Genomic DNA, 22,927 nt, shown 5'->3' with positions numbered 1-22,927 from the left:
GTGACTAGGGTCACTTTCGGTCGGTCCATAAGGTCCGTCCCCAAGGATCTGGTCCCGAAGGCGGGACCAGCAATGAGAAAGGTGTGTATATGCGCAAGGTTCTGTGCTCTCCGGGCTCCTATGTTCAGCAGGAGGGCGCCATGGGAAAGCTGGCCGGGGAATACGCGGCTCTGGGCACCAAGGGCGCCCATCTGATCGTCGATCCGGTCATCGACGGGCTCTACCACGACGACATTGTCGCCTCCTTTGAGCACGATGGGATCCCCTACGAACTGATGAAATTCGGCGGCGAGTGCTCCATGGAGGAGGTCGACCGCCATCGTGCCCATTTGGGCGACAGCGACGCAGTGATCGGCATAGGTGGCGGCAAGACCTTGGATACCGCCAAGGCCGTGGCCCACTTCGCCCACCTGCCGGTCATGATTGTGCCCACGGCGGCTTCATCGGATGCGCCCTGCTCAAGGCTCTCTGTGCTCTACACGCCTGAGGGTGTTTTCGACCGTTATCTGCCCCTGCCTGCCAACCCGAACGTGGTCCTGATGGATACCGACGTGATCGCCAGGGCCCCGGTGCGCTTCCTGGTATCAGGGCTGGGCGATGCCTTCGCTACCTACTATGAGGCGGCTGCCTGCGTGCAGTCGAACGCGGTGACCATGACCGGGGGGCACGCCACCATGGCCGCCTTCGCCCTGGCCCGTCTCTGCCGCGACACCCTGCTGGAGGATGGGGTCAAGGCCGTGGCCGCTGCCAAGGCCGGTGTGCGCACAGCCGCTCTTGAGAAGATCATCGAGGCCAACACCCTGCTGAGCGGTCTGGGCTTCGAGAGCTCCGGTCTGGCTGCCGCCCACGCCATTCATGACGGGATGACCGCCCTGGAGGGCACCCACTCCATGCTGCACGGAGAAAAGGTGGCCTTCGGCACCCTGGCACAGCTGGTCCTTGAGGATCACCCCCTGGAGGAGACCCGCAGGGTCTACGGCTTCTTCCGTAGCGTGGGTCTGCCCACCTCCCTGGAGCAGATCGGTATTGGGCAGGCCAGCGATGAGGATCTGCTCAAGGTCGGCGAACATGCCTGCGGTCCTGACGAGACCATGGGCAACATGCCCTTTGAGGTGACCCCCACCGATGTGGCTCACGCCCTGCGCGCAGCTGATCAGCTGGGTAAGCAGCTCTGAGTTCTCTTTCTCTGATCCCTCTTTACAAGTACAGGCGGCCGCCGGCATGAAGTCGACGACAGCCTGTACTTTGACCGGTTTTGCGCTGATCACCCTTGCAGGGAGGCGGCAGCCTTTCGTATGGTTTCCTGATCCGGGCAGGTGGCTGGACCGGGCTGTGTAGTGGAAAGGGCCCCTGCGCAGTTGGCCAGTGTCAGCGCCTCCTCGATGGGCAGGCCTTGGAGGATGCCGGCACAGAGGACACCCGAATGGGCATCGCCTGCACCGTTGGTGTCTATGACATGAACCTGTGGGGTGGGAATGTACTTGCCCAGTCCAGTATCCGTGGGTTGGCAGTACCAGGCACCACGGGCGCCGGCCCTAAGAACCACGGGGCTATCTAATCTCAGTGAGAGCGAGCGGCAGAGGGATTCCAGCTCGGTTGCATCGCCGGTCTCGAGTCGGCAGCCCAGACGTTCCGCTAGGATTGGTCCTTCGCGTGCATTGAGCGACCAGATCGGATGCAATCCGTTGACCGTGCCAAGCACATCCAGTGCAATATCGGCCACCATGGGTCCGACATCGAAGAGCACAGGGAACCCTTCGCCCTGGTGTTTGTGAGCGAATCCGACCAGGCTTCTGGTGTTGTACCTGTGGCAGAAGGAATATCCGCTCAGGTAGATGACGTCACCGGAAACCAGGTGCATGCTTTCGTATGTGCCCTCCGGTACACGGGTCTCTGCGCCCCTTGCCGATACGAAGGTGCGTTCGCCCGTGGGTTCGATCATGGCCACTGAATAGCCGGTGTCACAGTCATCCAGCATAGGCCCTTGGGCGGGAACCTGCAGGGCGGCAAGGGCTCTACGGGCCATGTCCGCCATCGGACCTGTGCCAATCGCCCCCATATAGGCTATCGGTGCTCCCATCTGCCTGGCTGCGTGGATCACGTTGTATCCGCCGCCGACTTTTATGGCGCTTCGCCTGGCGAAAATGTCCCCTCCGCGCTCCGGGAGGTGGTCGATGTCCATAGTCAGGTCAACCACCACCTGACCCAGATGGAGGATCCTTGGCTCAGTCATTGCCGCTACCCCCCACCGCTGTGGAATCCTTGGAGAGGAGGTGCAAAATGGCGTAGAGGATTCCTCCCAGGAGGAGGGATACCAGCCAGGCCAGGCCGTTCCGGCCCAGGAAGCTGCCAGCCAGCGGTCCTGAGAACCAGACCTCGTTCTTGGAGACCTGGGCCGTCACGAACAGGAAGCCGACGACCATCCCCACCAGCCAGCTGATGATGGCGGGGAGGTTGACTCCGTGCCAGTACCAGTAGGGGGAATCGGCTTGAAGGTTCAGAAGGCCGTCCGAATCGTAGCGCTTGCGGAAGATCATATCCGACAGGAAGATGCCTGCCCAGGTGCTCAGCGGCACTGCCAGCAGGGAGATGAAGGTGACGAAGGGGCCGTAGAACCCGTCGGAGCCCAGCGTGAAGTACAAGGCTCCGCAGGTTGTCACCACCACATCGACCACGACAGCATAGACGCGGGGAATTCTGATCCCCAGGGTGATGGTGGTCAGACCGGCCGAATATACGGAGAGGTTGTTTGACATAAGCAAGCCTGCAAATGCGGCAATCAGATAGGGGATTGAAACCCATGCAGGCAGAGCGCTTCGAACCGCGGCGACAGGATCGGCGGCGGAGGCAATGGTGGAGTTGCCTGCTGTCAGGACCGATCCCAGGCCGATGACCACGACCAGGGGGATGCCGGCGCCTGCCGCCGCGGTCAGGATCAGAGGGCCTGATTTTACCGAGGTTTTCTGGTAACGGGCCATGTCTGCACCGGAGTTGACCCAGCCGATGCCCGTCCCTGCAGCTATGGTGCCGACACCGATAAGGAAGGCACTGGCCGATCCGGGAGCATTGCCGATGAAGGAGGACCAATCTACGGTCGTGGCCAGATAGATGGCCACCAGCAGGGTAAGGGCTCCGAATATCCAGGTGGCCCACTTCTGCACAGTCAGAATGAAGGCGTGACCGGCGGCCGAGACCACCACTGTCAAGGCTACGAAGACGGCAATGCAGACAAAGGTCAGGAAGGGGGAGCGCTTGGCCTCGACTGAGGTTCCGCAGTCTTCAATAAGGTGGTGTTCGAAGTCGTCCTCATCGCTGAATTCTTCAGACAGACGTATTGACTGGCGCGCACGTGCGGGGACCGATGCCTTAGGGGTCCAAGCTCCGGGGGTCTCCATGGCGCTCACCAGGCGCAGGGATTCATGCAGTGCCTGTCGAACGGTCATTCCTTCGAGTCCCAGACTGACTGTCGTGGCGACCAGCGCTGCGCTTTGGAAGCCTGCGACCGTGTCGTGGGTGACCTGGCAGGACTCATAGATGCGATTGGCCAGCCGTCTGGTGTCCTGGGGCCTGTTGGCTATGCCTACCGGGGCGACTCGCATGGCCGCCCCATTGGTGGTGCCGGTCCTTCCCGTGGTCATGATGTCTGCGCCTCGGCGAACCTGTTCCAGGGCCAGCTTGGTGGAGGGCCCCAGCAGATCGAGCGATCCGCGTGACTTCATGTCGTCCTCCCAGGCAAGAAGGCGCTTGGCGAATTCCTTTGGATCGATGTGTCCCTTGCCTTCGATGATCAGCCCCGCCATGATCAGCGCCTGCTCGGTGTCATCGGTCACAGACCCCGCAGGCATACCGGGGGCTATGGGCTGATCCGCAATGGCATCACGAAGGGTGTCAACTCTTCCGTATGTCTCATGGATGGCTGCTGGACTCATGCTCTGCGTGGGCATGCCCAGTGCGTCCCCCAAGGACAGGCCAGTAAGCGCGCCCAGTGCGCCCCTTTCAGTTCTGGTCATTGTTGTGCAAGCCTCCGGAGTCGTTGCGATGGGTCCATCAATCTGTTTGTAGATAGATTGCGAAATTTTTGATCAGAATCATTGTATGCCCTTAGAACATTGTCGGCACAGGCGGTGAAAGATGCATAACTTGCAACGGAGAATGAGAATCTGATTGAGTTCCACCTATGTGAAGTGGGAGATAAAAACAGTGCAGGCACACCAAGGTTACAGACTTGATCAAGGTATGGGTTCTATAGAGCGTGGACGACAATTGGCTGAGTTTGCCGCTGTGTCTTAGTCCAGGCTCTCGCAGTTGCAGAGGCGCTGGATATAAAAAAGAATCCCGAGGTGACCTCGGGATTCCATCTGTGGAGCTAGGGGGATTCGAACCCCCGACCTTCTCCATGCCATGGAGACGCGCTACCAGCTGCGCCATAGCCCCGTGCTTGCCTTGCTTGGTGAAGCCTTGCTTATAGTACACCGGGATTGGCGAATGGAGCAACTCAGTGTGTTGCCCCGGAATTGCAGGGATTGTGAGCTATTTGATGGATTTTATCCTCGAATGGTCTTGAGTCATTCCTGAGCTTGCAAGTGCGCTAGCATGATGAACAAGGGGCGACCAAGGGGGTCGGCAGCAATGGAAAGGCGGCGGACCATGACCGGCAAAAACGATGCCGAAGTGCGGGCTGAAAAGCGGAACGAGAACCATCCTGGGGACCAGCTCATCATCAACTGCCTGCCCTTGGACCAGAGTGAACGACAGGAATTCCTCCAGGCGGCTCCAGGCGTTCGTCAGGAGTTCATTGTCGACACGGACATGCGGCAGAGCATGCATTGGCTCATCGATGTCCCTCAATCCCTCCGAATGGAGGCCACGATCATTTTGGGTAATCCGCCGGCCGAGCAGGTGGTTGCCTGCCGTAACCTGGTCTGGCTGCAGACCAGCAGCGCGGGTGTGGATGCCTACCTGAAACCGGGGGTTCTGCCCAAGGATGCCATACTGACCAGCGCCTCCGGCGCCTACGGGCAGTCGGTCTCCGAGCACATGTTCGCCATGATGTGGGCCCTGATGAAGGACCTTCCTGGTTACCGGGACAATCAACGCATGGGCCGTTGGGAACCTCGCGGGGCTGTCCTTTCACCGCGCGGTTGCCAGGTTCTGGTGTTGGGCACGGGGGATATCGGAGCCTCCTTCGCTCGTCTGGCCAAGGCTGTAGGCGCTCGGACCATCGGTATCAGGCGGCATCCCGACCAGCCGGTGGAGGGGTTCGATTGTCTGGCTGGTTTTGACGATCTGGATGCCCTGCTGCCTGAGATGGACGTAGTGGCTCTGGCCCTGCCTTCAACGCCGCAGACTAGACATATCATCGACGGCAATCGTCTTGCATTGATGAAGTCCACCGTCGTGCTGATCAACGCGGGCAGGGGAGATGCCGTGGACTGCATGGCTCTGGCCCAAGCCCTGGATAAGGATGGCATTTTCGGTGCAGGGCTGGATGTGACCGAACCGGAACCTCTGCCTGAAGACCACCCACTCTGGAGGCAACCACGCTGCCTGCTCACTCCGCATGTAGCCGGGGGAGCTCATCTACCCTCCAACATGGACAAGGTTCGGGAAATTTGCCTGGATAATCTTCGTCGGTTCATGGATGGCAGACCCCTTCGCAACCGGATGAGGTAACCGCCGTGCCGACAGAGCAAAGCCGTAGCGGCAACAGTCGTGGGCGGACGACTGTTCTGCGGTGGGTGGCCGTTCTGCTGGCGCTTGCTTTGATTGTGGCGGGCTCCTTGACCTTGGCTGGCAGGTTGATGGGTGTCGGATCTGCTCGCCATGATAATCAAAGTTCCTCTGCAAACGGCCGCAAGACCGCTTCCCATAGCCCTCCCGGGTTTTCTCCCGAGCAGACCGCGGCCCATCCGCCTCTGGCCTCGCCTGTCGATTACGACCACGACAGTGTGGACGATTATACGGCCATGGTGCGTGGAGCCCACCAGGAGGCCCGCCGCCATCCTCGTTATGACAGCGGCTACTATCAGGGCGGCTATCCGCCCGATGACCGGGGTGCCTGTACCGATGAGATCTGGAGGGCCTTCCGGCAGGCCGGCTACGACCTCAAAGCCATGGTCGACGCCGACATCGCCTCGTCTCCTGGGGCCTATGCCGGAGTCATCAGCAGGCCCGATCCGAACATCGACTTCAGACGCACCAATGTCCTCGGCGTATTCCTGTCCCGGCATGCCCAGCGTCTGACCAACGACACCGCGGCCACCGACCAGTGGCAGCAGGGCGACATCGTCATCTTCGACACCTCCTGGCATATCGGCATGGCCTCGGATAAAAGGGACAGCCAGGGCATCCCCCTGCTTCTGCACAACATGGGTCAGCGCGCCAGGGAGAACGACTACCTGGGGTCACCTGGCCATCGTCCCATCACCGGCCATTTCCGCTTCGATGCCTCCAAAATCCAACCTGCCGTCCTGCGCCCATGGAGGGGGTGACCCGGGACTACCCTGCGAAATTGAGCACGGCGGCAACTGGTTATCTGCTACTATCGGTTCGGCCAGACACGTCGGCCAGGTTCGAGCACGAGAGGCGGTGATGGCGATGATGAGAGTATTCAGCACCATGAACGGGCAGATCGAGCAGATCGGCAAGGCTTCCAAGGGCTCATGGATATGCTTATCGGCGCCCACCGATGTCGAGCTGGCCAACGTCTCGCAGTCCACTGGCATTGATCTGGCTGACCTGCGTGCCCCCCTGGACGATGAGGAGCGCTCGCGTGTGGACGTGGAGGACGAGTACACCATGGTCATCGTCGACATTCCCCGGGCCGAGGAGCGCGACGGCCGGGACTACTACGAGACCATCCCCCTGTCCATCATCGTCACCGAGGATCTGATCGTCACCGTCTGCATGCAGGACACCGTCCTGCTCCACCCCTTCATGGAGGGAACTATTCGGGGGTTCAACACCTTCATGAAGTCCCGCTTCATCCTTCAGATCCTCTACCGCAACGCTACCCTCTACCTGCGCTACCTGCGCATCATCGACCGTGAGTCGGACCGGCTGGAGCTCAAGCTGCGCCACTCCATGCAGAACCGAGAGATCCTCATGCTGCTGGAGCTCAACAAGACCCTGGTTTACTTCGCCACCAGCCTCAAGTCCAACGAGATCGTCCTGGAGAAGCTGACCGGGCTGGAGCGTATCAAGCGCTATCCGGACGACGAGGACCTTCTGGGCGATGTGATCACCGAGAACAAGCAGGCCATCGAGATGGCCAACATCTACTCAAGCGTGCTTTCGAACATGACCGACGCCTTCGCCTCCATCGTCTCCAACAACGTCAACAACGTCATGAGGATCTTCACCATCATCTCCATCAGCCTGTCGGTGCCTACGCTGATCTTCTCCATGTATGGCATGAACTTCAACCAGGGCATGTTCGGCATGCCCTTTACCGACAAACCCTGGGGCTTTGCGGTCGTGGTGATTCTTTCGGGCCTGGTGACCGCCTTGGTAACCTGGTTCCTGACACGTTCGAAAATGTTCAAGTAGGGATCGGTCATGTTTGCACGCAGGATTGCGGCGGCTCTGGCGGCACTGGTTCTGGCGGTGCCCCTGAGCGGGTGTGGACTTCAGGAGGATCCCTACCGGGCGGGCTCCATCGGGCCCAAGATCAGCGTGGGCATCTCCTTTGACCAGCCCGGACTTGGATTCGCACAGTCCGGCCGGTACCGGGGACTGGATGTGGATGTAGCCCAGTATGTGGTTCACGAGCTTGGGTACGCCGAGTCGCAGATCGTCTTCCGTCAAGTGAAGCCTTCGGACCGCGAGCGCATGCTCGAGCAAGGCCAGGTGGACATGGTCGTGGCCGGCTATTCCATCACCCAGGAACGGCAGAAGCTGGTGGATTTCGCTGGGCCCTACCTGGCTGCGGGGCAGGACCTGCTGGTTCGTCGCACCCAGAGTGACATCGCTGGAGTTGAAGACCTGGCTCAAAAGCGGGTCTGCGTGGCCGCGGGGGCCACCTCCGGGGCCCTGGTGCGTTCGCTGGTCCCTCAAGCCCAGGTTCAGGAACGGGATGAGTTCCCTGAGTGCGTGACGGCCCTGCTCAGCGGGGACACGGATGCGGTCAGCGGTGATGACTTTGCCCTGGCCGGACTGGCTCATGTTCGCGGTGGCGGTCAGCTGCGCCTGGTCGGCAATCCCTTCTCCCATGAGCGATACGGCATCGGTCTGCCCCACGGGGATCCTGAGCTGGTGGACGTCATCGACCAGGCCCTGAAGAGGATGATGCAGGACGGATCCTTCAAGGCTGCCCTGAGCCGGGCATCCAAGTCGATCGGTTTCTCCTTGGATGCCGCCGCCCGCACCCTTAAGCCTGGCGACCACTGAGCACGACTCCAGGCAGGACGACGGATGCTGGACATCGGCCCGGCCGTGTCCATGTGAATGGCGATAATTCACCATATGAACGCGAATGAAGACAGGGATCATCAGCAGACCCAGGAATCAGATCAGCCTCAATTCCGCTACGACGCCGCCATGGCTCAGACCATCGAGGAACGCTGGCAGCAGCGCTGGGACAAGGATGGCACCTTCTGGGCCGCCAACACCAAGGGCGACTTGACCGATGCCCAGGGAGACCACGCTGGGGGCCGCAGTCCCTACTTCGTCATAGACATGTTTCCCTATCCTTCGGGCAAGGGCTTGCATGTGGGCCACCCCCTGGGCTATATAGCCACCGACGTGGTCAGCCGTTACCACCGGATGAAGGGCGAGAACGTCCTGCACGCCATGGGCTACGATGCCTTCGGACTGCCCGCCGAGCAGTATGCGGTCCAGACCGGGCAGCATCCCCGGGTCACCACCGAGCAGAACATCGCCAACATGCGCTGGCAGCTGCACCGGCTGGGGCTCAGCTTCGACGACCGCCGCTCCTTCGCCACCATCGATACCGACTATGTGCGCTGGACCCAGTGGATCTTCTCGCGCATCTACGAGTCCTGGTATGACCCCGACTACCGCCGTGCCGACGGAGGGACAGGATCGGCCAGACCTATCAGCGAACTGGTCGAGGCCTTCAAGTCCGGAAGCAGGCCCATTCCAGGCCATTCCGGCGCTTCTTGGGCGGAGATGGACGAGGCCGAGCGCTCCGAGGTGCTCAACGATTTCCGCCTGGCCTACATCTCGCGCTCGCCGGTCAACTGGTGCCCCGGGTTGGGCACGGTCCTGGCCAACGAGGAGGTGACCGCCGAGGGGCGCTCCGAGCGGGGCAACTACCCGGTCTACCAGCGTGAGCTCAAGCAGTGGTCCATGCGCATCACCGCCTACGGCCACCGGCTTCTGGAGGATCTGGACATTCTGGACTGGCCTGAAAAGGTCAAGCTTATGCAGCGCAATTGGATCGGCGAGTCGCACGGGGCCTCGGTGGACTTCACCGTGCCCAGCCCTGACGGTGATCAGACCATGGAGGTCTACACCACCCGTCCCGACACCCTTTTCGGCGCCACCTTCGCCGTGGTTTCGCCCGAGCACGACCTGCTGCAGCACCTGCCTCAGGAGTGGTCTGAGGATGTGCCTGAGCAGTGGAAGGGGGGCTATGCCAATCCAGCGGAGGGTGTGCAGGCCTATCGCAGGGCCGCGGAAGCCAAGACCGCCAAGGATCGCGTGGACGAAGGCGGGGCGAAGACAGGCCTGTTTACCGGGCTGTACGCGGTAAACCCCATCACCGGGGCCAAGCTACCCATCTTCACTGCCGACTACGTCCTGATGGACTATGGCACCGGAGCCATCATGGCTGTGCCTGGCGGCGATCAGCGCGATTACGACTTCGCCGTCAAGTACGGCCTGCCCGTCGTCTACACGGTAAGCCCTCTGCCTGAATCCGGACAGACCCTGGACGACTATCGGGGCAAGGCGCCTTTCGTCTCCCACGACGGCATTGTGGTCAACTCCTCGGTCCAGGCCACCCAGGCCGCTGGCGACCAGCTCAGCCTGGACGGTCTGCGGGTTGACCAGGCCATCGAGAAGGTCACTGCCTGGCTGGAGTCGGCCGGCGTGGGCCATGGGACGGTTTCCTACCGGCTGCGTGACTGGCTCTTCTCCCGTCAGCGCTACTGGGGTGAGCCCTTCCCGGTGGTCTATGACGACCAGGGCCTGCCCCACCTGCTGCCGGACAACCAGCTGCCCGTGGCCCTGCCGGATGTGCCCGACTACTCGCCCAAGACCTTCGACCCCGAGGATGCACAGTCCAGCCCGGAGGCCCCGTTGAGCCGCAACCAGGACTGGGTGAACGTGACCCTGGATCTGGGTGACGGGCCAAAGGTCTACCACAGGGACACCAACACCATGCCCAACTGGGCTGGTTCCTGCTGGTACTACATGCGTTACATCGACCCCAAGGACGACCAGCACATGGTCGATCCGGAGGAATACGACTACTGGCTGGGACCCAGGCATAACGCCACCGCAGGGGAGTCGGGCGGCGTTGACCTTTACGTGGGCGGCGTGGAGCACGCGGTGCTGCACCTGCTCTATGCCCGCTTCTGGCACAAGGTCCTCTATGATCTGGGTTACGTCTCGTCCAAGGAGCCCTTCCACAAGCTCTTCAACCAGGGGATGATCCAGGCCTACGCCTACACGGACCAGCGCGGCCAGTACGTGCCCGCCGCTGAGGTGGAGGAGCATGAGGAGGGCGGCAAGGTCGGCTACACCTGGCAGGGTCAGCCGGTCAACCGCGAGTTCGGCAAGATGGGCAAGAGCCTCAAGAACATCATCACCCCTGACGACATGTACCGCACCTACGGGGCCGACACCTTCCGCCTATACGAGATGAGCATGGGTCCCCTGGACGAATCCAGGCCCTGGAACACGCGCAACGTGGTGGGTGGCATGCGCTTCCTGCAGCGGCTCTGGCGCAATGTGGTGGACGAGCAGACCGGCGAGGTGGTCCTGGACGAGGGCGAACCCGACCAGAAAACCCTGAAGCTGCTCAATACCACCATCCACGACGTGACGGTGGAGATGGAGGCCATGCGTCCCAACACGGCCATCGCCAGGATGATCGTGCTCAACAACCATCTGACCGGGCTGAATCCGACGCCCAGGGCGGCCATCGAGCCGCTGGTGCTCATGCTCTCGCCCATCGCTCCCCACATCTGCGAGGAGCTTTGGAGCCGTCTGGGTCACAATGAGTCCCTGGCACATGCCCAGTGGCCGACATGGGATGACCGCTACCTTGGCGAGGACACTGTCACCGCCGTGGTCCAGGTCAAGGGCAAGGTCCGCGGCAAGCTGCAGGTCAGTCCCGATATCGCGCCCGACCAGCTCAAGGCCATGGCCCTGGCACTGCCCGCCGTCCAGGAGCGGCTGGGCGGCAAGGAGCCTCGAAAGGTCATCGTCAAGGCCCCCAAGATCGTGTCGGTCGTGCCTGCATGACCCTGCACTGCTCGCAGCCAGGCCAGGCTGTGGACAGGTGATGACCTTCGACCACATAGCCCCTCGACCTCATGTCGGGGGGCTTTACCATGTCAGGCTGGGCCCATGAGCATCAACATCACCAAGCCACCGGCGCCGCCGCTGCAGGCCTTGGCCCTGAACCAATCGGTTCGTTCAGAGGGGCCAGCCGAAGGTATGGCCAAGACCCAGGTTCGACGAAATCGGCCCGTCTGGTCATTTACGCCGCTGCAGGCCTTGACGGCCATCCTTATTCTGGTGGCGGCCCTTGCCGTAAGTCTGACCCTGCTGGCCCAGCAGGGTCAGGCCCTGGCTGCAGGAGTAACCATTGACGAGTCCGAGACCAGGTCATCGCCTCCTGCTAACAGCGATGTGAACAGCGCTGCACGCCTTGGCAAGCAGGCCTCGGGTAACGAACGTAGACGGAACACTCCGAATGAAGCGGGCAGGCAGCAGGCCGATCCGGTCTCAGGCTCCGCCCAACATACCGAAAAGGCCGACAATGCTGCTGCTCCGGCCTCCAGTGCCTCCTCGGGATCGACCGATCAGGCGGGACGCGTTAATCTCAACAGCGCCAGCCAGCAGGATCTGGAAAATGTCAAGGGGATCGGTCCGGTCAAGGCTACAAAAATATTGGAACATCGGCGCGCCATCGGCGGCCGATACACCTCGGTCGACCAGCTTCTGGACGTTCCCGGCATCGGTGCCAAGACCCTGGCCCGATTACGCCCATATCTGGTGGCACAATGATGGCCGGTCATTCAAGAGTTCACGATGGGGCTCACGATGCGACTGATCGGGAGAACGGAAGCCGCAATCTTCGGATGCTCCCTGCCGCTTGTCTGGCATGGGCGGTTGCCCTGCTGGTCCCTTGGCTGCTGGATCGGAACATGGGCGAATCGATGACAGGAACGTTTAAGAGCGGCGATTGGTCCAAGTCGGTAGGAGGGTCCAGAGGCGGCATGGCCGATAGGGGTACGGCCGGCGGAGGAATGGACATGGCGGTCTGGCTGGCGCCGCTTGTCCTGGCGCTTCCATTACTCCTTGCAATAATCCTGCTTGCCATCAGGTTCGTATGCTTGGTCGCCGCAGAGGACCCCGATTGCGGTCGCCGGGTATTTCGCCGGCCCCATCGCTCACGTGGGCGGAACCAGCTGCCCCGAGTCTGTATGCGTCCTGGGAACAAGGATCGCAGGGGCAAAAGTCGTTGGAACGAAAGCCATCGTAATACACCCTGTGTGGATACCACGGACACCAGAAAGACCAGTCATGAGAACACGGCTCATCGGGATATTCGGTTTCAGTGGCTGCAGCGATTCTCAAGCCAACACTCGTACGCTGGATCCAGGCGTTATTCTTCTTCCATACTTGTCTCACCCTCCTCAACCCAGGTGTCCACTGGGTTTGGTCCTCGGAGACTACCGATGCTGGCCGTCCTGGCTGCGGTGGCTTTGGCTGTGGCTACTGCAGCTGCAGTTGGTCATGAGTCAGTGCGCGGCGGGCCTGCAGCCCGTCAGATCCGTCAGGGGAAGGCGCTTGCCGAGGTGCGTGGCCGGGCTGTGGGCCCTATGAGCGAATCCTCCCGGCGAGGCTGGGACTGTCAAACGGAATTAAGGCTGCAATGGGTGACCGTGTCCGGGGTGCGCATGCCTTCCGATGAACGGATCATGCTCTTCGCCCGCAGCCGGTCATGCCAGCTGCAACAGGGCGGACAGTATCGTGCGCGAGGCCTCTTGGAACCCTCCGCCTACGGCCGTTCTATGCCCTGGCTGGCTGTGGAAGATGGCACGAAACAGGTCAGGCCGCCATGGCCCGGCAGACGATTGATTGCACGCATGCAAGGGGCCTTTCTCGAACAGACCAGCAGACTGGACGACCAAGGACGTATCCTGGTGCCCGGGTTGACCATGGGCATCCTGGGCAACCAAACCCTGCCCGGGTCGGATGGCTCTCTGGGCAGACCGGCGGTGGAGCCCGCCTATGCAGCCCGTCTGACCCAGGATTTCCGGGCATCGGGCATCCTTCACCTGATGGCTGTATCCGGCGGGCACTTCATGATCCTGGCTTCGTTGCTGGTTTCGACCATGCGGGCCCTGCGCTCGCCACCCTTGCTGATGGCTCTGGTTTTGTCTGCCGCCTATCTGGGTTTGGGTATGCTGATGGTCCCCGGGGATTCAGTCTTGCGAGCTCAGGCCATGGGGCTTCTTTCGGCATTGGCTCTGGCTGCCTGCCGGCCCGCCCAGTCAGTGAATACCCTGTCCTGGTGCGTGCTGCTGGTCCTGATTCTGCGGCCTTCCATGGCCGCAAGCTACGGTTTTGCGCTCTCCTGTGGTGCCGTGCTGGGCATAGGTCTGGGCAACCGGCGGTTGACGGCCCTCCTTGAAGACCATCTTCCGGCATTTCTGGCGCGCCCATTGGCCACGACCCTGTGTGCCCAGGCCGGGACGCTGCCTGTGCAGGTGCTCATGAGTCCCGGACTGCCTCTGCTGGCCCCAATGGCCAACCTTCTGGTCACTCCTGTGGTCGACGCTGCCACGGTGACCGGCCTGCTGGCTCTGCTCACCTCCTGGCTCTGGCCTCCAGTAGGGCTCTTGCTGGCGCGACTGACCTCCCTGGGTACCGGTGTCATGGCTTTTGCCGCCACATGGCTGGGTGAGGCTGTTGCTCCGGCGGCCTGGCCATCGGGGCCAGTCGGCAGTGCCTGCCTGCTTGTTCTGGGTCTGATGGCCGTGATTGATCACCGGCTGATTCGACTCATCCGTGCCCTGATGCGGGACTGTTCATGGTCAGCGCTGACAGATGTGACCTCGGGGGTTCCATTTCGTCCATCGGCCTGGGTGTCAATCAAGGGCTGGTTGCAGCAGACCTATGGTCTTCTGGCACAGTTGGCCTTCAAAAAACGAACGAGGTCAATGTCCAGTGATGAAGGGAGATTTGAGTCATGACCAAAGCTCAGCAGGAGAACCCTTCCGTCCATCTGGTGGTCGGCGGTGATCCCTTCCTCAACGGGCAGCGTGTCAAGGAGCTGTGCGCACAGGCATGTGCCGCCCATCCGGACAGCGAATACATAGAGATGGACGCGGCAGACTGCGACGCTTACGCCTTTCAGGAGGCGGTCGGACCTTCCCTGCTCAGTCAGACGGCCGTAGTCCTCCTGGATGACCTGCAGGCGGCCGATGAGGCCTTGACTCAGGCCTTGGTGGATTTCTGCCACGAGCCTGCGGAATCCGAATCCAGCATCGTCATTGCACGTCATGACGGGGGCAACCGGGGCCGCAGGCTTCTGGACCAGATGGAACGGGCCGGAGCAGTCATAGAGCGTATGCCGGATCTGAAGAAGTTCGATGACAAGGTCGATTTCGTCTATGGGCAATTCAAGGCCCATCAGCGCCGTATCCAGCCAAGGGCGGCCCAGCGTCTGGTCGATGTCCTGGGCGAGCGTACTCCGGAACTTGCCGCCATGTGCTCCCAGCTCTGCTTCGATTTTGACCAGGACCCAATGACCTTGGAGATTGTCAACCATTATTTGACTGATAACCCAGCTGTGTCCGGATTCGCTGTGGCGGACAGGGCCCTTGCCGGCAGACCGGCCCAAGCAGTCGTCGCACTGCGTTCAGCTCTGGAACAGGGCAACGAACCAGTATCCCTGATTGGAGTACTGGCCCTGAAGCTACGAACGTTGGGCAAGGAGGCTGCCATCGAGTCGGGATCCATCACCACGGCCGAGGCCAAGGCCGCATACTGGCAGTTACGAGAAGCCAAGAGGCAGTTGCATGGATGGACCTCCTCCGGTCTGTCGGCCTGTATCGAGGCCCTGGCCCAGGCTGATGAGGTCAGCAAGACCAGTAGCGGCGATGCCCGCTATGCTCTGGAACGTGCAGTGGAGCTAATCGCAGCCAAGGGAAGGACATTGGCATGAGCCCGCAGGAGAGCGCCGGGCGGCAGGATGGGTTCAGGCTGGCCGTGCCCACAGGCGATGATATGCAACGCCTGGGCAGAAACCTGGCCACCTGTCTGCAAGGCGGGGATGTGATTCTCCTGTCCGGACCTCTGGGGGCGGGCAAGACCACGCTGGCCCAGGGGCTGGGCAGTGGACTTGGAGTGGACGGCCCTGTAGTCTCGCCCACGTTCACCATTGCAAGAGAGCTGCATGGCCATCTGTCCGACGGCTCACCTGTTACCCTGATTCACGTGGATGCCTACCGGCTGGGAGGACAGGACTATCTGCCCGGCGAGGATGCCGTTGATCGACTCCTGGACGAGCTGGAGTCCCTGGGTCTGGACGAGGAGTTGGAGGATCCGGGCCAAAGCACCATCATTCTGATGGAGTGGGGCGAGCAGATGGCTTCAGCGCTGGCCGATCAACGTCTGGAAGTGACCATCGACCGACCCGTCGATCCCCGGGAGGATCCTGACGCGCCACCCAGCTCCCAGGGTCAGCGTATGGTACGTCTGCGTGCAGTGGGTCCTTCATGGGCCACCAGACTGGAGCAGCTGAGAAAGGCGATGACGGTATGAACGGGACCGATACACCCCTTTTGGTGATCGATACCTCGTATGGCTCGACTGTGGGGCTGCCCGGACGGGAGCCTTGCATCGAGACCGACTCGCGCTCGCATGTGGAACGCCTCCAGGTCAATATCGCCAAGGTCATGGATCAGGCTGGGCTGCATGCAGAAGATTTGAGGACCGTCGTGGTGGGATTGGGCCCTGCGCCCTTCACCGGGCTGCGGGCGGGCATCGTCACCGCCAAAGCCCTGGCATTTGCCACTGGCGCCCGTCTGTTGGGTCAGGACATCCTGGAGCCACAGGCCCGTTATGCATACAGCCGGTTCAAGCAGCGGGACCAAGACCATACCCGGCTGCTGGTTCTGGCTGTCAACGATGCTCGACGTCGGCAGCTCTACTACCGTCTCTTTGACGACTTTGTAGATGTGGAGGCTCCGGCCAGGCCGCTGACCGAAATGAGCATCGACTACCCAGCTGCTATCTGTGAGAGAATCGCGGCCATCGCGGAGGAGCGGGAGTCTCTGGACCACGGTCCTGTCACTCTGGTCATCAGCGGCCACGGGGCTGGCCGCTACGCAGACCAGTGGGAGCGCCTGGATAAGCAATCTGATATACGGGTGGTGCTGGACGAAGGCTCCTTCCTGGAGAATGGGACACTAGGGACGGGTCTGATGGCTGCTTGTGCATGCCGACGTGCCCAGCAGGGGCTGGTCGATCCAGTGGAGCCGCTTTACCTTCGTCGACCGGACGTGTCGGTGCCCAATCCGCTCAAGCATGTAGCAGTCCGGTCATGATTCGCGCAGCGGCCTTGGGGGACCTGGACCAGCTTGTCAATCTGGAGGCACGGGTCTTCGGCGACCAGGCCTGGGGTCGGCAGGAGCTGCGGTTTGAGCTGTCCGCCCCTTCGCGCACCTATCTGGTATGGGAGGACCAGGGTACCATCCTGGGCTATGGAGGTTGTTGGTCGGGCGAAAGGGATGCCGAGCTGATGACTTTGGGAGTGTTGCCGGAAGTCCGGAATCGCGGCATTGCAGGGTCTCTGTTGGTAAAGCTTATCGCTTCAGCCGACCGTATGGGGTTGCAGCGCATGAACCTGAAAGTGCGCGTAGACAACCCCGCTGCCATTGACCTCTACAAGGATTTTGGCTTCTCCCAGACGGGACTATGCAAGGGCTATTATCAGCCTGAAGACGTGGATGCCTGGGCTATGACCATGCCTTTGAGCTCGGTCGGACCGGGCCCGGTGGGCTCTGTCGGCCGCAAGCTTTCGAAAGGACAGGAAAGGATCATTGACCATGAGTGAGCCCCTGGTGCTTGGCATCGAATCCACCTGCGACGAGACCGCGGCAGCCCTGGTTCAGGGCAACCGTCTGCTGTCCAACGTGGTGGCATCCTCCATGAACGAGCACGCCCGCTATGGCGGCGTTATCCCTGAGATCGCCTCGCGGGCACACGCCGAGTCCTTTGTGCCGGTCGTCTCCAAGGCCCTCAAGGATGCAGATATGGACCTGTCCCAAGTGGATGCCATAGCGGTCTCGGCAGGTCCTGGACTGGCTGGATGCCTGGCCGTCGGCGTTTCCGGTGCCAAGGCGCTGGCCTGGGCGGCGAAAAAGCCCCTGTACGGCATCAACCATGTCATAGGACACATAGCTGTCACGCAGCTTCAATTCGGTCCCTTCCCCCAGAATGCCCTGGCTCTGATCGTCTCCGGCGGTCACACTTCACTTTTGCACGTGGATGACCTGGCGCGGTCGGTCCAGGTGGTGGGAACCACCCTGGACGATGCGGCGGGGGAGTGCTTCGACAAGATTGCACGTCTGCTCGGCTTCCCCTATCCCGGCGGCCCGCACATCGACCGCCATGCCCGTCTGGGCGATCCTCACGCCATCGCCGTGCCCCAAGGGCTGACCAAGGGTCGGGCCGGAGCCGATCATCCTTATGACTTCAGCTTCTCGGGGGTCAAGACCGCTGTGGCTCGATGGGTCGAACGCAGACAGCAGGCCGGGCTCGACATTCCCGTGGATGATGTCTGCGCCTCCCTGGCGGATTCCGTGGCCACCGTCCTGTCCCGTAAGGCCATGGCCGCCTGCCACAGGTTCGATACGGATACCCTGATTGTCGGCGGCGGATTCTCGGCCAACTCGCAGCTGCGCGGCAAGCTTCGGGAGTTCGGTGACCAGGAGGGTGTCAGGGTCCGTATTCCGAAGATCAAACTGTGCACGGACAACGGCGCCATGGTGGCCATGCTGGGCGTCAATCTGGTCCAGGCTGGATTGTCTCCCTCTGCTCCTGACTTCTCCATTGATTCGGCCATGCCAATGGACAGGATCCTCATGTAATCGACACGCCAAGTTGTCGGATACTACGGTTCGGACTATAGTATGGTAATTGTGTTCAACGAGAGTTGAACGGGACATTCCCGCATAGCTCAGTTGGCAGAGCGTTCGACTGTTAATCGAAATGTCGCTGGTTCAAGCCCAGCTGCGGGAGCTCTCAACCGCCGGTTCTCCGGCGGTTTTCTTTATCCATGAGGTTTCTTTAATATTGGCCTATAGGAACTAAACGCGTTGTTTTAGGTTCTGTGTGTGGGTTTGGTTGTGTGTTGGTCAGAGTGTGGTGTTGGGGTATCTGACTGATGTGTGGAACTCGTTCCAGTTGATGGCGGTGCCGTAGTGTTCGGGCTCGTCCTGTTCCTGTCTGGTTTCCCGTTTGGGTGCTGGTTGTGGCTGGTGGTGTTCGTCCCTGATCAGGCTGGCGGGGTCGGGGTTGTCGGTTTTCATGTAGCAGTGCCATTCGCAGGCGCGTCCCATGTGGCTCTCGGGTAGGCCGTGGTGTTGCAGGAGGGTGCGTTTGATGGGTGAGTCGACTCCTCCTTCCAGCCGGTTGGTGGTGCGTTCCACTGGCCCGCCGGCGGTGAGTTCGGGTTCCGGGAAGGCGAAGAGCTGCCTGTCTTGGAAGAGGTGTTCGGGCCTGCGGTAGCAGCGGCGGAGTTCCTGGTGGGTCCACCACCAGGATTGGTGGCTGGCTTTGGGGTTGGCTGGGTCGTCCTTGGCCATGGTGCGTTCGTCGATGAGGGTTTTCCATCTTTCGTGCCAGGCGTTCAAGGCCTCACCCCAACGCACCGCTTCCTCGATGGTATGGACCCGGGTGAGCTGGTCGGAGAGTCGCTTGAGTTCCTTGCCGGCCTGAAGTCGTGGTTTGAGTGTCGGGTCGGTTTTGGTGTTGCGTTGCACGTGCACCAGGCAGCGTTGGATGCGCGTGCCCGGCCAGCAAGGCATGGCAGGCTTTCTGCACGCCGCGAAGGCCGTCGGTGATGAGCACGTCGGGCCCGGGGATGCGGGAGGACAGGGCCGTGCAGGCCGCCGTGTTCTCCTGATGGCACCACTGCCGGTCGATGACCTGGCCCGTCTGCCCGTCGATCGCTATCAGGAGGCACCAGCCGTGTGCCATATACGTGCCGTCGGCCATGAGCGTGTGATGGACCACCCCGTCCGGTGTGATTGCCGGCTTGATGTTCCAGCACCAGCCGACCCGTTTACGCCAGGCCCTGGCGCCCATGGCCCCCATCTGTTCCCGGGTCCTGCCCGTCAGCGGCCAGTCCGGGAACTCCCTCAACTGCGCGGCGCGGGCCCGGTCCTGCCTGCGCGCGGTGGACGTGATCGAGCAGGACGGACACATCCAGCGCTGCGTGCCTGATCTGTTGCGCCCATGCTTGCGCATCCGCCCATGGCATATGGGGCAATGCCTGGCCCTCTTCGATCTGGTTCTCATTCCCCGATCGAACAGGAACGGGCACCCCTGCAAGACCCCTATTAACAACCCGACCTATTAACAACCACCCAACACGCTTACAGCCACAAGGCCAAACCCCCAACATAAACAACGCGTTTAGTTCCTATAGCCCGGATTCCCAGCAGAAGGCTTGCCGTGTATGCAAGAATGTGCCCCGGCATGTATTTCCTGACGACGTGGATAAAGTTCATGGTTGGCCTGGCCTCTAGTGTTTTGTGGGTTGGTTCTTGTGGGTGAGGCGTGTGCAGAGGATGGTGGTGGCTATGGCGACGGCCAGGAGCAGGAGGGACATGGGTAGGAAGATGTCTGCGATGATGGGTGTGTGTTGTATGCCGACCCCGTCCCGGACGAAGCTTATCGCCACGGATGCCTCGGTGATGGCCACGGCGACGAGGGAGAGGATGATGCCGGCGGTGACGTCGAGTGTGGTCTCGATGGCCGCTGACCAGGCGAGGGCGCCGCGGGTGACGCCCATCTGGTTGAGGCGCCGGTTCTGCATGCGTCGTTCGCTGATTCCTATGGCTATAGATTGGACGAGGAATATCAGGGCCAGGATGGTGCCGCCGGCTATCATGAGCGGTGTTCCCTGCTGCTCCTTGATGCTGGTCTTGATGTAGTCGTCGATGAAGTCCTGCCTGTTCAAGGCGGTGATCTTGTGGGTGGTGTCCCTTATCTGTTGGGCTATGTCGTCGGCCTGGGTGTGGTCGCGGGCGGTGATGAAGGCGTACAGTCGGCCGTTCTCGCCCTCCCTGGGCAGGCCATCCTCGGTCGTGAGCATGTCCATGTTCACGTGGGGGGTGGTCTTGGGCGGCTCGATGACGGCCACGACCTGGACCTGGTGTCTTTTGTCGTGGCGGTCGATGAGGGTGATCGTGTCGCCCGGCTTGCGCTGGTTGTCGTATGCTCTGCTTATGGCCACCTTGCCGGCGCCCAGGTCGGCCAGGCTGCCCTGGAGCACCTTGGGGGCGGTGTCCTTGTGGCTGGGGTCGGCCAGGTCACGGGCCTGGGCCCAGGTGACCTGGAGGAAGGTGTCCATCTGGATGTTTCCGTGCTTGTCGGTCAGGACCCATTGCTGGGTCTGGTAGATGTCGGCTGTGCCGACCTCCCGTCCGAGCCCCTGCAGCGTGCGCGAGATCCTGCCGGCCTGGGACAGGTCGTCCGAGGAGGCCACCACGTCGGCCTTCATGGGCTCGATGCTGAGCACCACCGAGCTCATGCGGCCCGCCTGCATGATGAGGGTGAAGGAGACCAGAATGGTCAGCGCCATCATGGCCGGCAACGCTATGGCCGTGGCGCCTGCCCTGCCCCTGCGGACCCGTTGCCGGGCCAGCAGGCCCGGTCCGGCCGCGGTTTTTTCGGCCAGCAGGCCCAGCAGGGATGCTACCGGGGGGACCAGCAGGGGGGCGGCCACGTACACGGTGATTATCAGTAGGACGATCAAGCCCAGCAGCCGGTCGTAGGACTCCGAGCGGTCGACCGGCATGAAGGCGACCGTGATAGAGGCTAGGAACAGGGCCAGGGAGCATACGATCCGCAACCGGCTGGCCTTTTTGTCCTTGACGGCCGGTTGTGTCATCAGCTTCAGGGGGGTCTCGGCCCCGAGCCTGCGCGTGGCCAGCCACACGCCCAGCAGGCAGACCGCCATCATCAGGGCGAAGGCCACGGCCGCCACCCACAGGCGGGCCCTGGGGTGGAAGAGCAGGTCGATGTCCGTGGTGCCCATGGCCCTTATGAAGGCCATGCCCACAGGAACGGTCAGCAGGGATCCGGCCAGGCATCCCGCGGCGTCGGCCAGGGCCAGGGGCAGGGAGAACTCTCGCAGGGCCATGGCCACGACCTGTTTGCCCGAGGCGCCGTTGAGCCGCATCAGGCCGTATTCCCGGCGCCTTTCCTGGACCAGGAAGGACACCGATGACAGGACCAGGAACACCGTCACCAGCAGGCAGAACACCAGCGCGATCAGCGACACAGTGTTCAATGCCAGGTCGTAGTAGGCCTTGGTCAGAATGCGGTGGTAGGCGTTCAGGCCCTCCAGGCCGTGCAGGCCGTCGTAGGCCAGGCCCGCCTGACGTGCCTGCAGGGTCGCGCAGGACAGGGTCGTGGCGGCGAACACGGCCAGGCACATGATCCAGTAGGAGGAGCGGTGGGCCCTGACCAGGGAGAAGGACAGGCTGGCCCTTGTTGGCCGCTTGCGCCAGGGTCGGCTCGCCTGCTGGGCCGGGGAGGCCATGCCCGCGCTCACCGGTCGGCCCCGCTCAACGTGGTCTCGGCCAGGTGCATGGCCAGCTGCTCGGCCGTGCAGCCCGACCACACCGAGTGGATGCGGCCGTCGACCAGGAACACGGTGCTGCCAGCACGGGCCGCCACATCCGGGTCGTGGGTCACCATCAGCACCGTGGACCCCCGCGCCGCCACCTGGCCGAAGGCGTCCAGCACCAGCTGGGAGCCGGCGGTGTCCAGGGCGCCCGTCGGCTCGTCGGCAAAGACGACCGAGGGCCTCGAGGCCAAAGCCCTGGCCACCGCCACACGCTGCCGCTGCCCGCCCGACATGTCCGAGGGATAGACGTCGGCGAAACCATCCAGACCCACCGCCTGCAGGGCCCGCACGGCGTCGTCGACCTCGATGCGCGGCCCGCCGAAGAGGAAGGACAGCATCACGTTCTGCAGGCATGTGAACGCTTCGACGAGGTTGTAGTCCTGAAACACGAACCCGATCAGGTCACGCCTGACACGTGTCAGGTCGGCCTCTCCCATCCGGGCCAGGTCATGCTGCCCGATGTGCACCAAGCCCTGGTCGACCGGCAGCAGGCCCGAGGCGCAATTCAGCAGGGTCGACTTGCCCGCGCCCGAGGGCCCCATGATCGCCGTCCATGACCCAGGCGGGCATTGCAGGGACACGTCGGTGATGCCGGCCCCGCCCGAACCGTAATGATAGGAGACACCCTCAAGGGACAGAAACTCACCAGCCATACCCAGCCCCAATCCACAGCCCGACGAAACCCCGAGCACCATACGAATCCACAACGCGAAAAGCTACAGCGAACTTTACACTGAGACGCAATACAAGTATTGCTTGCGTGACGGTTAAAAGTCTTCCATAAATTATTGACAAAAAGATGCAATAAGTCAAAAATTATTGTAAAGTACGATTCGTATGCGCTAAGGGCATACGGCC

Annotated in this window: 17 protein-coding genes, 2 tRNA genes and 1 pseudogene; 14 read left to right on the top strand and 6 right to left on the bottom strand. The window is 61.9% G+C overall.

Annotation, left to right across the window (positions count from 1 at the left end):
• The first annotated feature begins 89 nt into the window (after positions 1-89).
• Positions 90-1,175 (top strand): glycerol dehydrogenase, encoded by a 1,086-nt coding sequence (locus ACUIAF_RS02820; RefSeq protein ID WP_110417075.1) that lies wholly within the window; start codon positions 90-92, stop codon positions 1,173-1,175.
• 89 nt (positions 1,176-1,264) lie between these two features.
• On the opposite strand, the gene ACUIAF_RS02815 is transcribed toward ACUIAF_RS02820, so the two are convergent.
• The 3 genes from ACUIAF_RS02815 to ACUIAF_RS02805 form a co-directional block, all read right to left on the bottom strand.
• Positions 1,265-2,233: a PfkB family carbohydrate kinase gene (locus ACUIAF_RS02815; protein ID WP_445338955.1), complete on the bottom strand. Its 969-nt coding sequence runs from the start codon at positions 2,231-2,233 to the stop codon at positions 1,265-1,267.
• Positions 2,226-4,010, bottom strand: coding sequence for an ADP-ribosylglycohydrolase family protein (locus tag ACUIAF_RS02810; protein ID WP_445338954.1), 1,785 nt, complete (start codon positions 4,008-4,010; stop codon positions 2,226-2,228). Before ACUIAF_RS02810 ends, ACUIAF_RS02815 begins: the two co-directional genes overlap by 8 nt.
• Positions 4,011-4,361: 351 nt before the next feature.
• A tRNA-Ala gene (locus ACUIAF_RS02805) sits at positions 4,362-4,434 on the bottom strand.
• 213 nt (positions 4,435-4,647) lie between these two features.
• On the opposite strand from ACUIAF_RS02805, the gene ACUIAF_RS02800 reads away from it, so the two are divergent.
• The 13 genes from ACUIAF_RS02800 to ACUIAF_RS02740 all read left to right on the top strand — a co-directional run bounded on the left by ACUIAF_RS02800 (position 4,648) and on the right by ACUIAF_RS02740 (position 18,450).
• Complete coding sequence (locus tag ACUIAF_RS02800) at positions 4,648-5,673, top strand: D-2-hydroxyacid dehydrogenase (protein WP_445338953.1); 1,026 nt, start codon at positions 4,648-4,650, stop codon at positions 5,671-5,673.
• A 5-nt stretch (positions 5,674-5,678) separates the two neighbouring features.
• Positions 5,679-6,491 carry a DUF1287 domain-containing protein gene (locus tag ACUIAF_RS02795; protein WP_445338952.1) on the top strand — a complete coding sequence of 271 codons (813 nt, stop codon included), beginning with the start codon at positions 5,679-5,681 and terminating at the stop codon, positions 6,489-6,491.
• Positions 6,492-6,597: 106 nt separating this feature from the next.
• Entirely contained in the window at positions 6,598-7,548 is a 951-nt protein-coding gene (locus ACUIAF_RS02790; protein WP_110417080.1) for a magnesium transporter CorA family protein, read from the top strand.
• 9 nt (positions 7,549-7,557) lie between these two features.
• Positions 7,558-8,388, top strand: a complete 831-nt coding sequence (locus ACUIAF_RS02785; RefSeq protein ID WP_110417081.1) for a glutamate ABC transporter substrate-binding protein — start codon at positions 7,558-7,560, stop codon at positions 8,386-8,388.
• 75 nt (positions 8,389-8,463) lie between these two features.
• Positions 8,464-11,433: a leucine--tRNA ligase gene (leuS, locus tag ACUIAF_RS02780; protein ID WP_445338951.1), complete on the top strand. Its 2,970-nt coding sequence runs from the start codon at positions 8,464-8,466 to the stop codon at positions 11,431-11,433.
• 105 nt (positions 11,434-11,538) lie between these two features.
• Complete coding sequence (locus ACUIAF_RS02775) at positions 11,539-12,201, top strand: ComEA family DNA-binding protein (protein ID WP_445338950.1); 663 nt, start codon at positions 11,539-11,541, stop codon at positions 12,199-12,201.
• A gap of 674 nt (positions 12,202-12,875) precedes the next feature.
• Positions 12,876-14,396 (top strand): ComEC/Rec2 family competence protein, encoded by a 1,521-nt coding sequence (locus ACUIAF_RS02770; RefSeq protein ID WP_445338949.1) that lies wholly within the window; start codon positions 12,876-12,878, stop codon positions 14,394-14,396.
• Positions 14,393-15,370 (top strand): DNA polymerase III subunit delta, encoded by a 978-nt coding sequence (gene holA / locus ACUIAF_RS02765; RefSeq protein ID WP_445338948.1) that lies wholly within the window; start codon positions 14,393-14,395, stop codon positions 15,368-15,370. The genes ACUIAF_RS02770 and holA overlap by 4 nt, the downstream gene beginning before the upstream one ends.
• Positions 15,367-15,969: a tRNA (adenosine(37)-N6)-threonylcarbamoyltransferase complex ATPase subunit type 1 TsaE gene (gene tsaE / locus ACUIAF_RS02760; protein WP_015021735.1), complete on the top strand. Its 603-nt coding sequence runs from the start codon at positions 15,367-15,369 to the stop codon at positions 15,967-15,969. Before holA ends, tsaE begins: the two co-directional genes overlap by 4 nt.
• Positions 15,966-16,754, top strand: coding sequence for a tRNA (adenosine(37)-N6)-threonylcarbamoyltransferase complex dimerization subunit type 1 TsaB (tsaB, locus tag ACUIAF_RS02755; RefSeq protein ID WP_445338947.1), 789 nt, complete (start codon positions 15,966-15,968; stop codon positions 16,752-16,754). The genes tsaE and tsaB overlap by 4 nt, the downstream gene beginning before the upstream one ends.
• Positions 16,751-17,263 (top strand): ribosomal protein S18-alanine N-acetyltransferase, encoded by a 513-nt coding sequence (gene rimI / locus ACUIAF_RS02750; protein WP_445338946.1) that lies wholly within the window; start codon positions 16,751-16,753, stop codon positions 17,261-17,263. The genes tsaB and rimI overlap by 4 nt, the downstream gene beginning before the upstream one ends.
• A complete protein-coding gene (gene tsaD, locus ACUIAF_RS02745) occupies positions 17,256-18,299 on the top strand; it encodes a tRNA (adenosine(37)-N6)-threonylcarbamoyltransferase complex transferase subunit TsaD (protein WP_110417086.1) in 1,044 nt (347 codons plus the stop codon). The genes rimI and tsaD overlap by 8 nt, the downstream gene beginning before the upstream one ends.
• Positions 18,300-18,377: 78 nt before the next feature.
• Positions 18,378-18,450 (top strand) — tRNA-Asn (locus ACUIAF_RS02740).
• A gap of 116 nt (positions 18,451-18,566) precedes the next feature.
• On the opposite strand, the pseudogene ACUIAF_RS02735 reads toward ACUIAF_RS02740, so the two are convergent.
• The 3 genes and pseudogenes from ACUIAF_RS02735 to ACUIAF_RS02725 all read right to left on the bottom strand — a co-directional run bounded on the left by ACUIAF_RS02735 (position 18,567) and on the right by ACUIAF_RS02725 (position 22,776).
• A pseudogene (locus ACUIAF_RS02735) lies at positions 18,567-19,731 on the bottom strand (IS1249 family transposase).
• A gap of 226 nt (positions 19,732-19,957) precedes the next feature.
• Complete coding sequence (locus tag ACUIAF_RS02730) at positions 19,958-21,994, bottom strand: ABC transporter permease (RefSeq protein WP_198220267.1); 2,037 nt, start codon at positions 21,992-21,994, stop codon at positions 19,958-19,960.
• Positions 21,991-22,776 carry an ABC transporter ATP-binding protein gene (locus ACUIAF_RS02725; protein WP_232347241.1) on the bottom strand — a complete coding sequence of 262 codons (786 nt, stop codon included), beginning with the start codon at positions 22,774-22,776 and terminating at the stop codon, positions 21,991-21,993. The genes ACUIAF_RS02730 and ACUIAF_RS02725 overlap by 4 nt, the downstream gene beginning before the upstream one ends.
• Between the last annotated feature and the right edge of the window lie 151 nt (positions 22,777-22,927).

Source organism: Bifidobacterium sp. ESL0822 (genome assembly GCF_052606675.1).
The sequence above is the reverse complement of the archived record's forward strand: the minus strand, read 5'-3'. Positions and strand labels throughout refer to the sequence as shown.

Coding starts and splice junctions, on each gene's coding strand:
- ACUIAF_RS02820 (WP_110417075.1), top strand. CDS start 90: ATGCGCAAGGTTCTGTGCTCTCCGGGCTCCTATGTTCAGCAGGAGGGC.
- ACUIAF_RS02815 (WP_445338955.1), bottom strand. CDS start 2,233: ATGACTGAGCCAAGGATCCTCCATCTGGGTCAGGTGGTGGTTGACCTG.
- ACUIAF_RS02810 (WP_445338954.1), bottom strand. CDS start 4,010: ATGACCAGAACTGAAAGGGGCGCACTGGGCGCGCTTACTGGCCTGTCC.
- ACUIAF_RS02800 (WP_445338953.1), top strand. CDS start 4,648: ATGACCGGCAAAAACGATGCCGAAGTGCGGGCTGAAAAGCGGAACGAG.
- ACUIAF_RS02790 (WP_110417080.1), top strand. CDS start 6,598: ATGATGAGAGTATTCAGCACCATGAACGGGCAGATCGAGCAGATCGGC.
- ACUIAF_RS02785 (WP_110417081.1), top strand. CDS start 7,558: ATGTTTGCACGCAGGATTGCGGCGGCTCTGGCGGCACTGGTTCTGGCG.
- leuS (WP_445338951.1), top strand. CDS start 8,464: ATGAACGCGAATGAAGACAGGGATCATCAGCAGACCCAGGAATCAGAT.
- ACUIAF_RS02775 (WP_445338950.1), top strand. CDS start 11,539: ATGAGCATCAACATCACCAAGCCACCGGCGCCGCCGCTGCAGGCCTTG.
- ACUIAF_RS02770 (WP_445338949.1), top strand. CDS start 12,876: ATGCTGGCCGTCCTGGCTGCGGTGGCTTTGGCTGTGGCTACTGCAGCT.
- holA (WP_445338948.1), top strand. CDS start 14,393: ATGACCAAAGCTCAGCAGGAGAACCCTTCCGTCCATCTGGTGGTCGGC.
- tsaE (WP_015021735.1), top strand. CDS start 15,367: ATGAGCCCGCAGGAGAGCGCCGGGCGGCAGGATGGGTTCAGGCTGGCC.
- tsaB (WP_445338947.1), top strand. CDS start 15,966: ATGAACGGGACCGATACACCCCTTTTGGTGATCGATACCTCGTATGGC.
- rimI (WP_445338946.1), top strand. CDS start 16,751: ATGATTCGCGCAGCGGCCTTGGGGGACCTGGACCAGCTTGTCAATCTG.
- tsaD (WP_110417086.1), top strand. CDS start 17,256: ATGAGTGAGCCCCTGGTGCTTGGCATCGAATCCACCTGCGACGAGACC.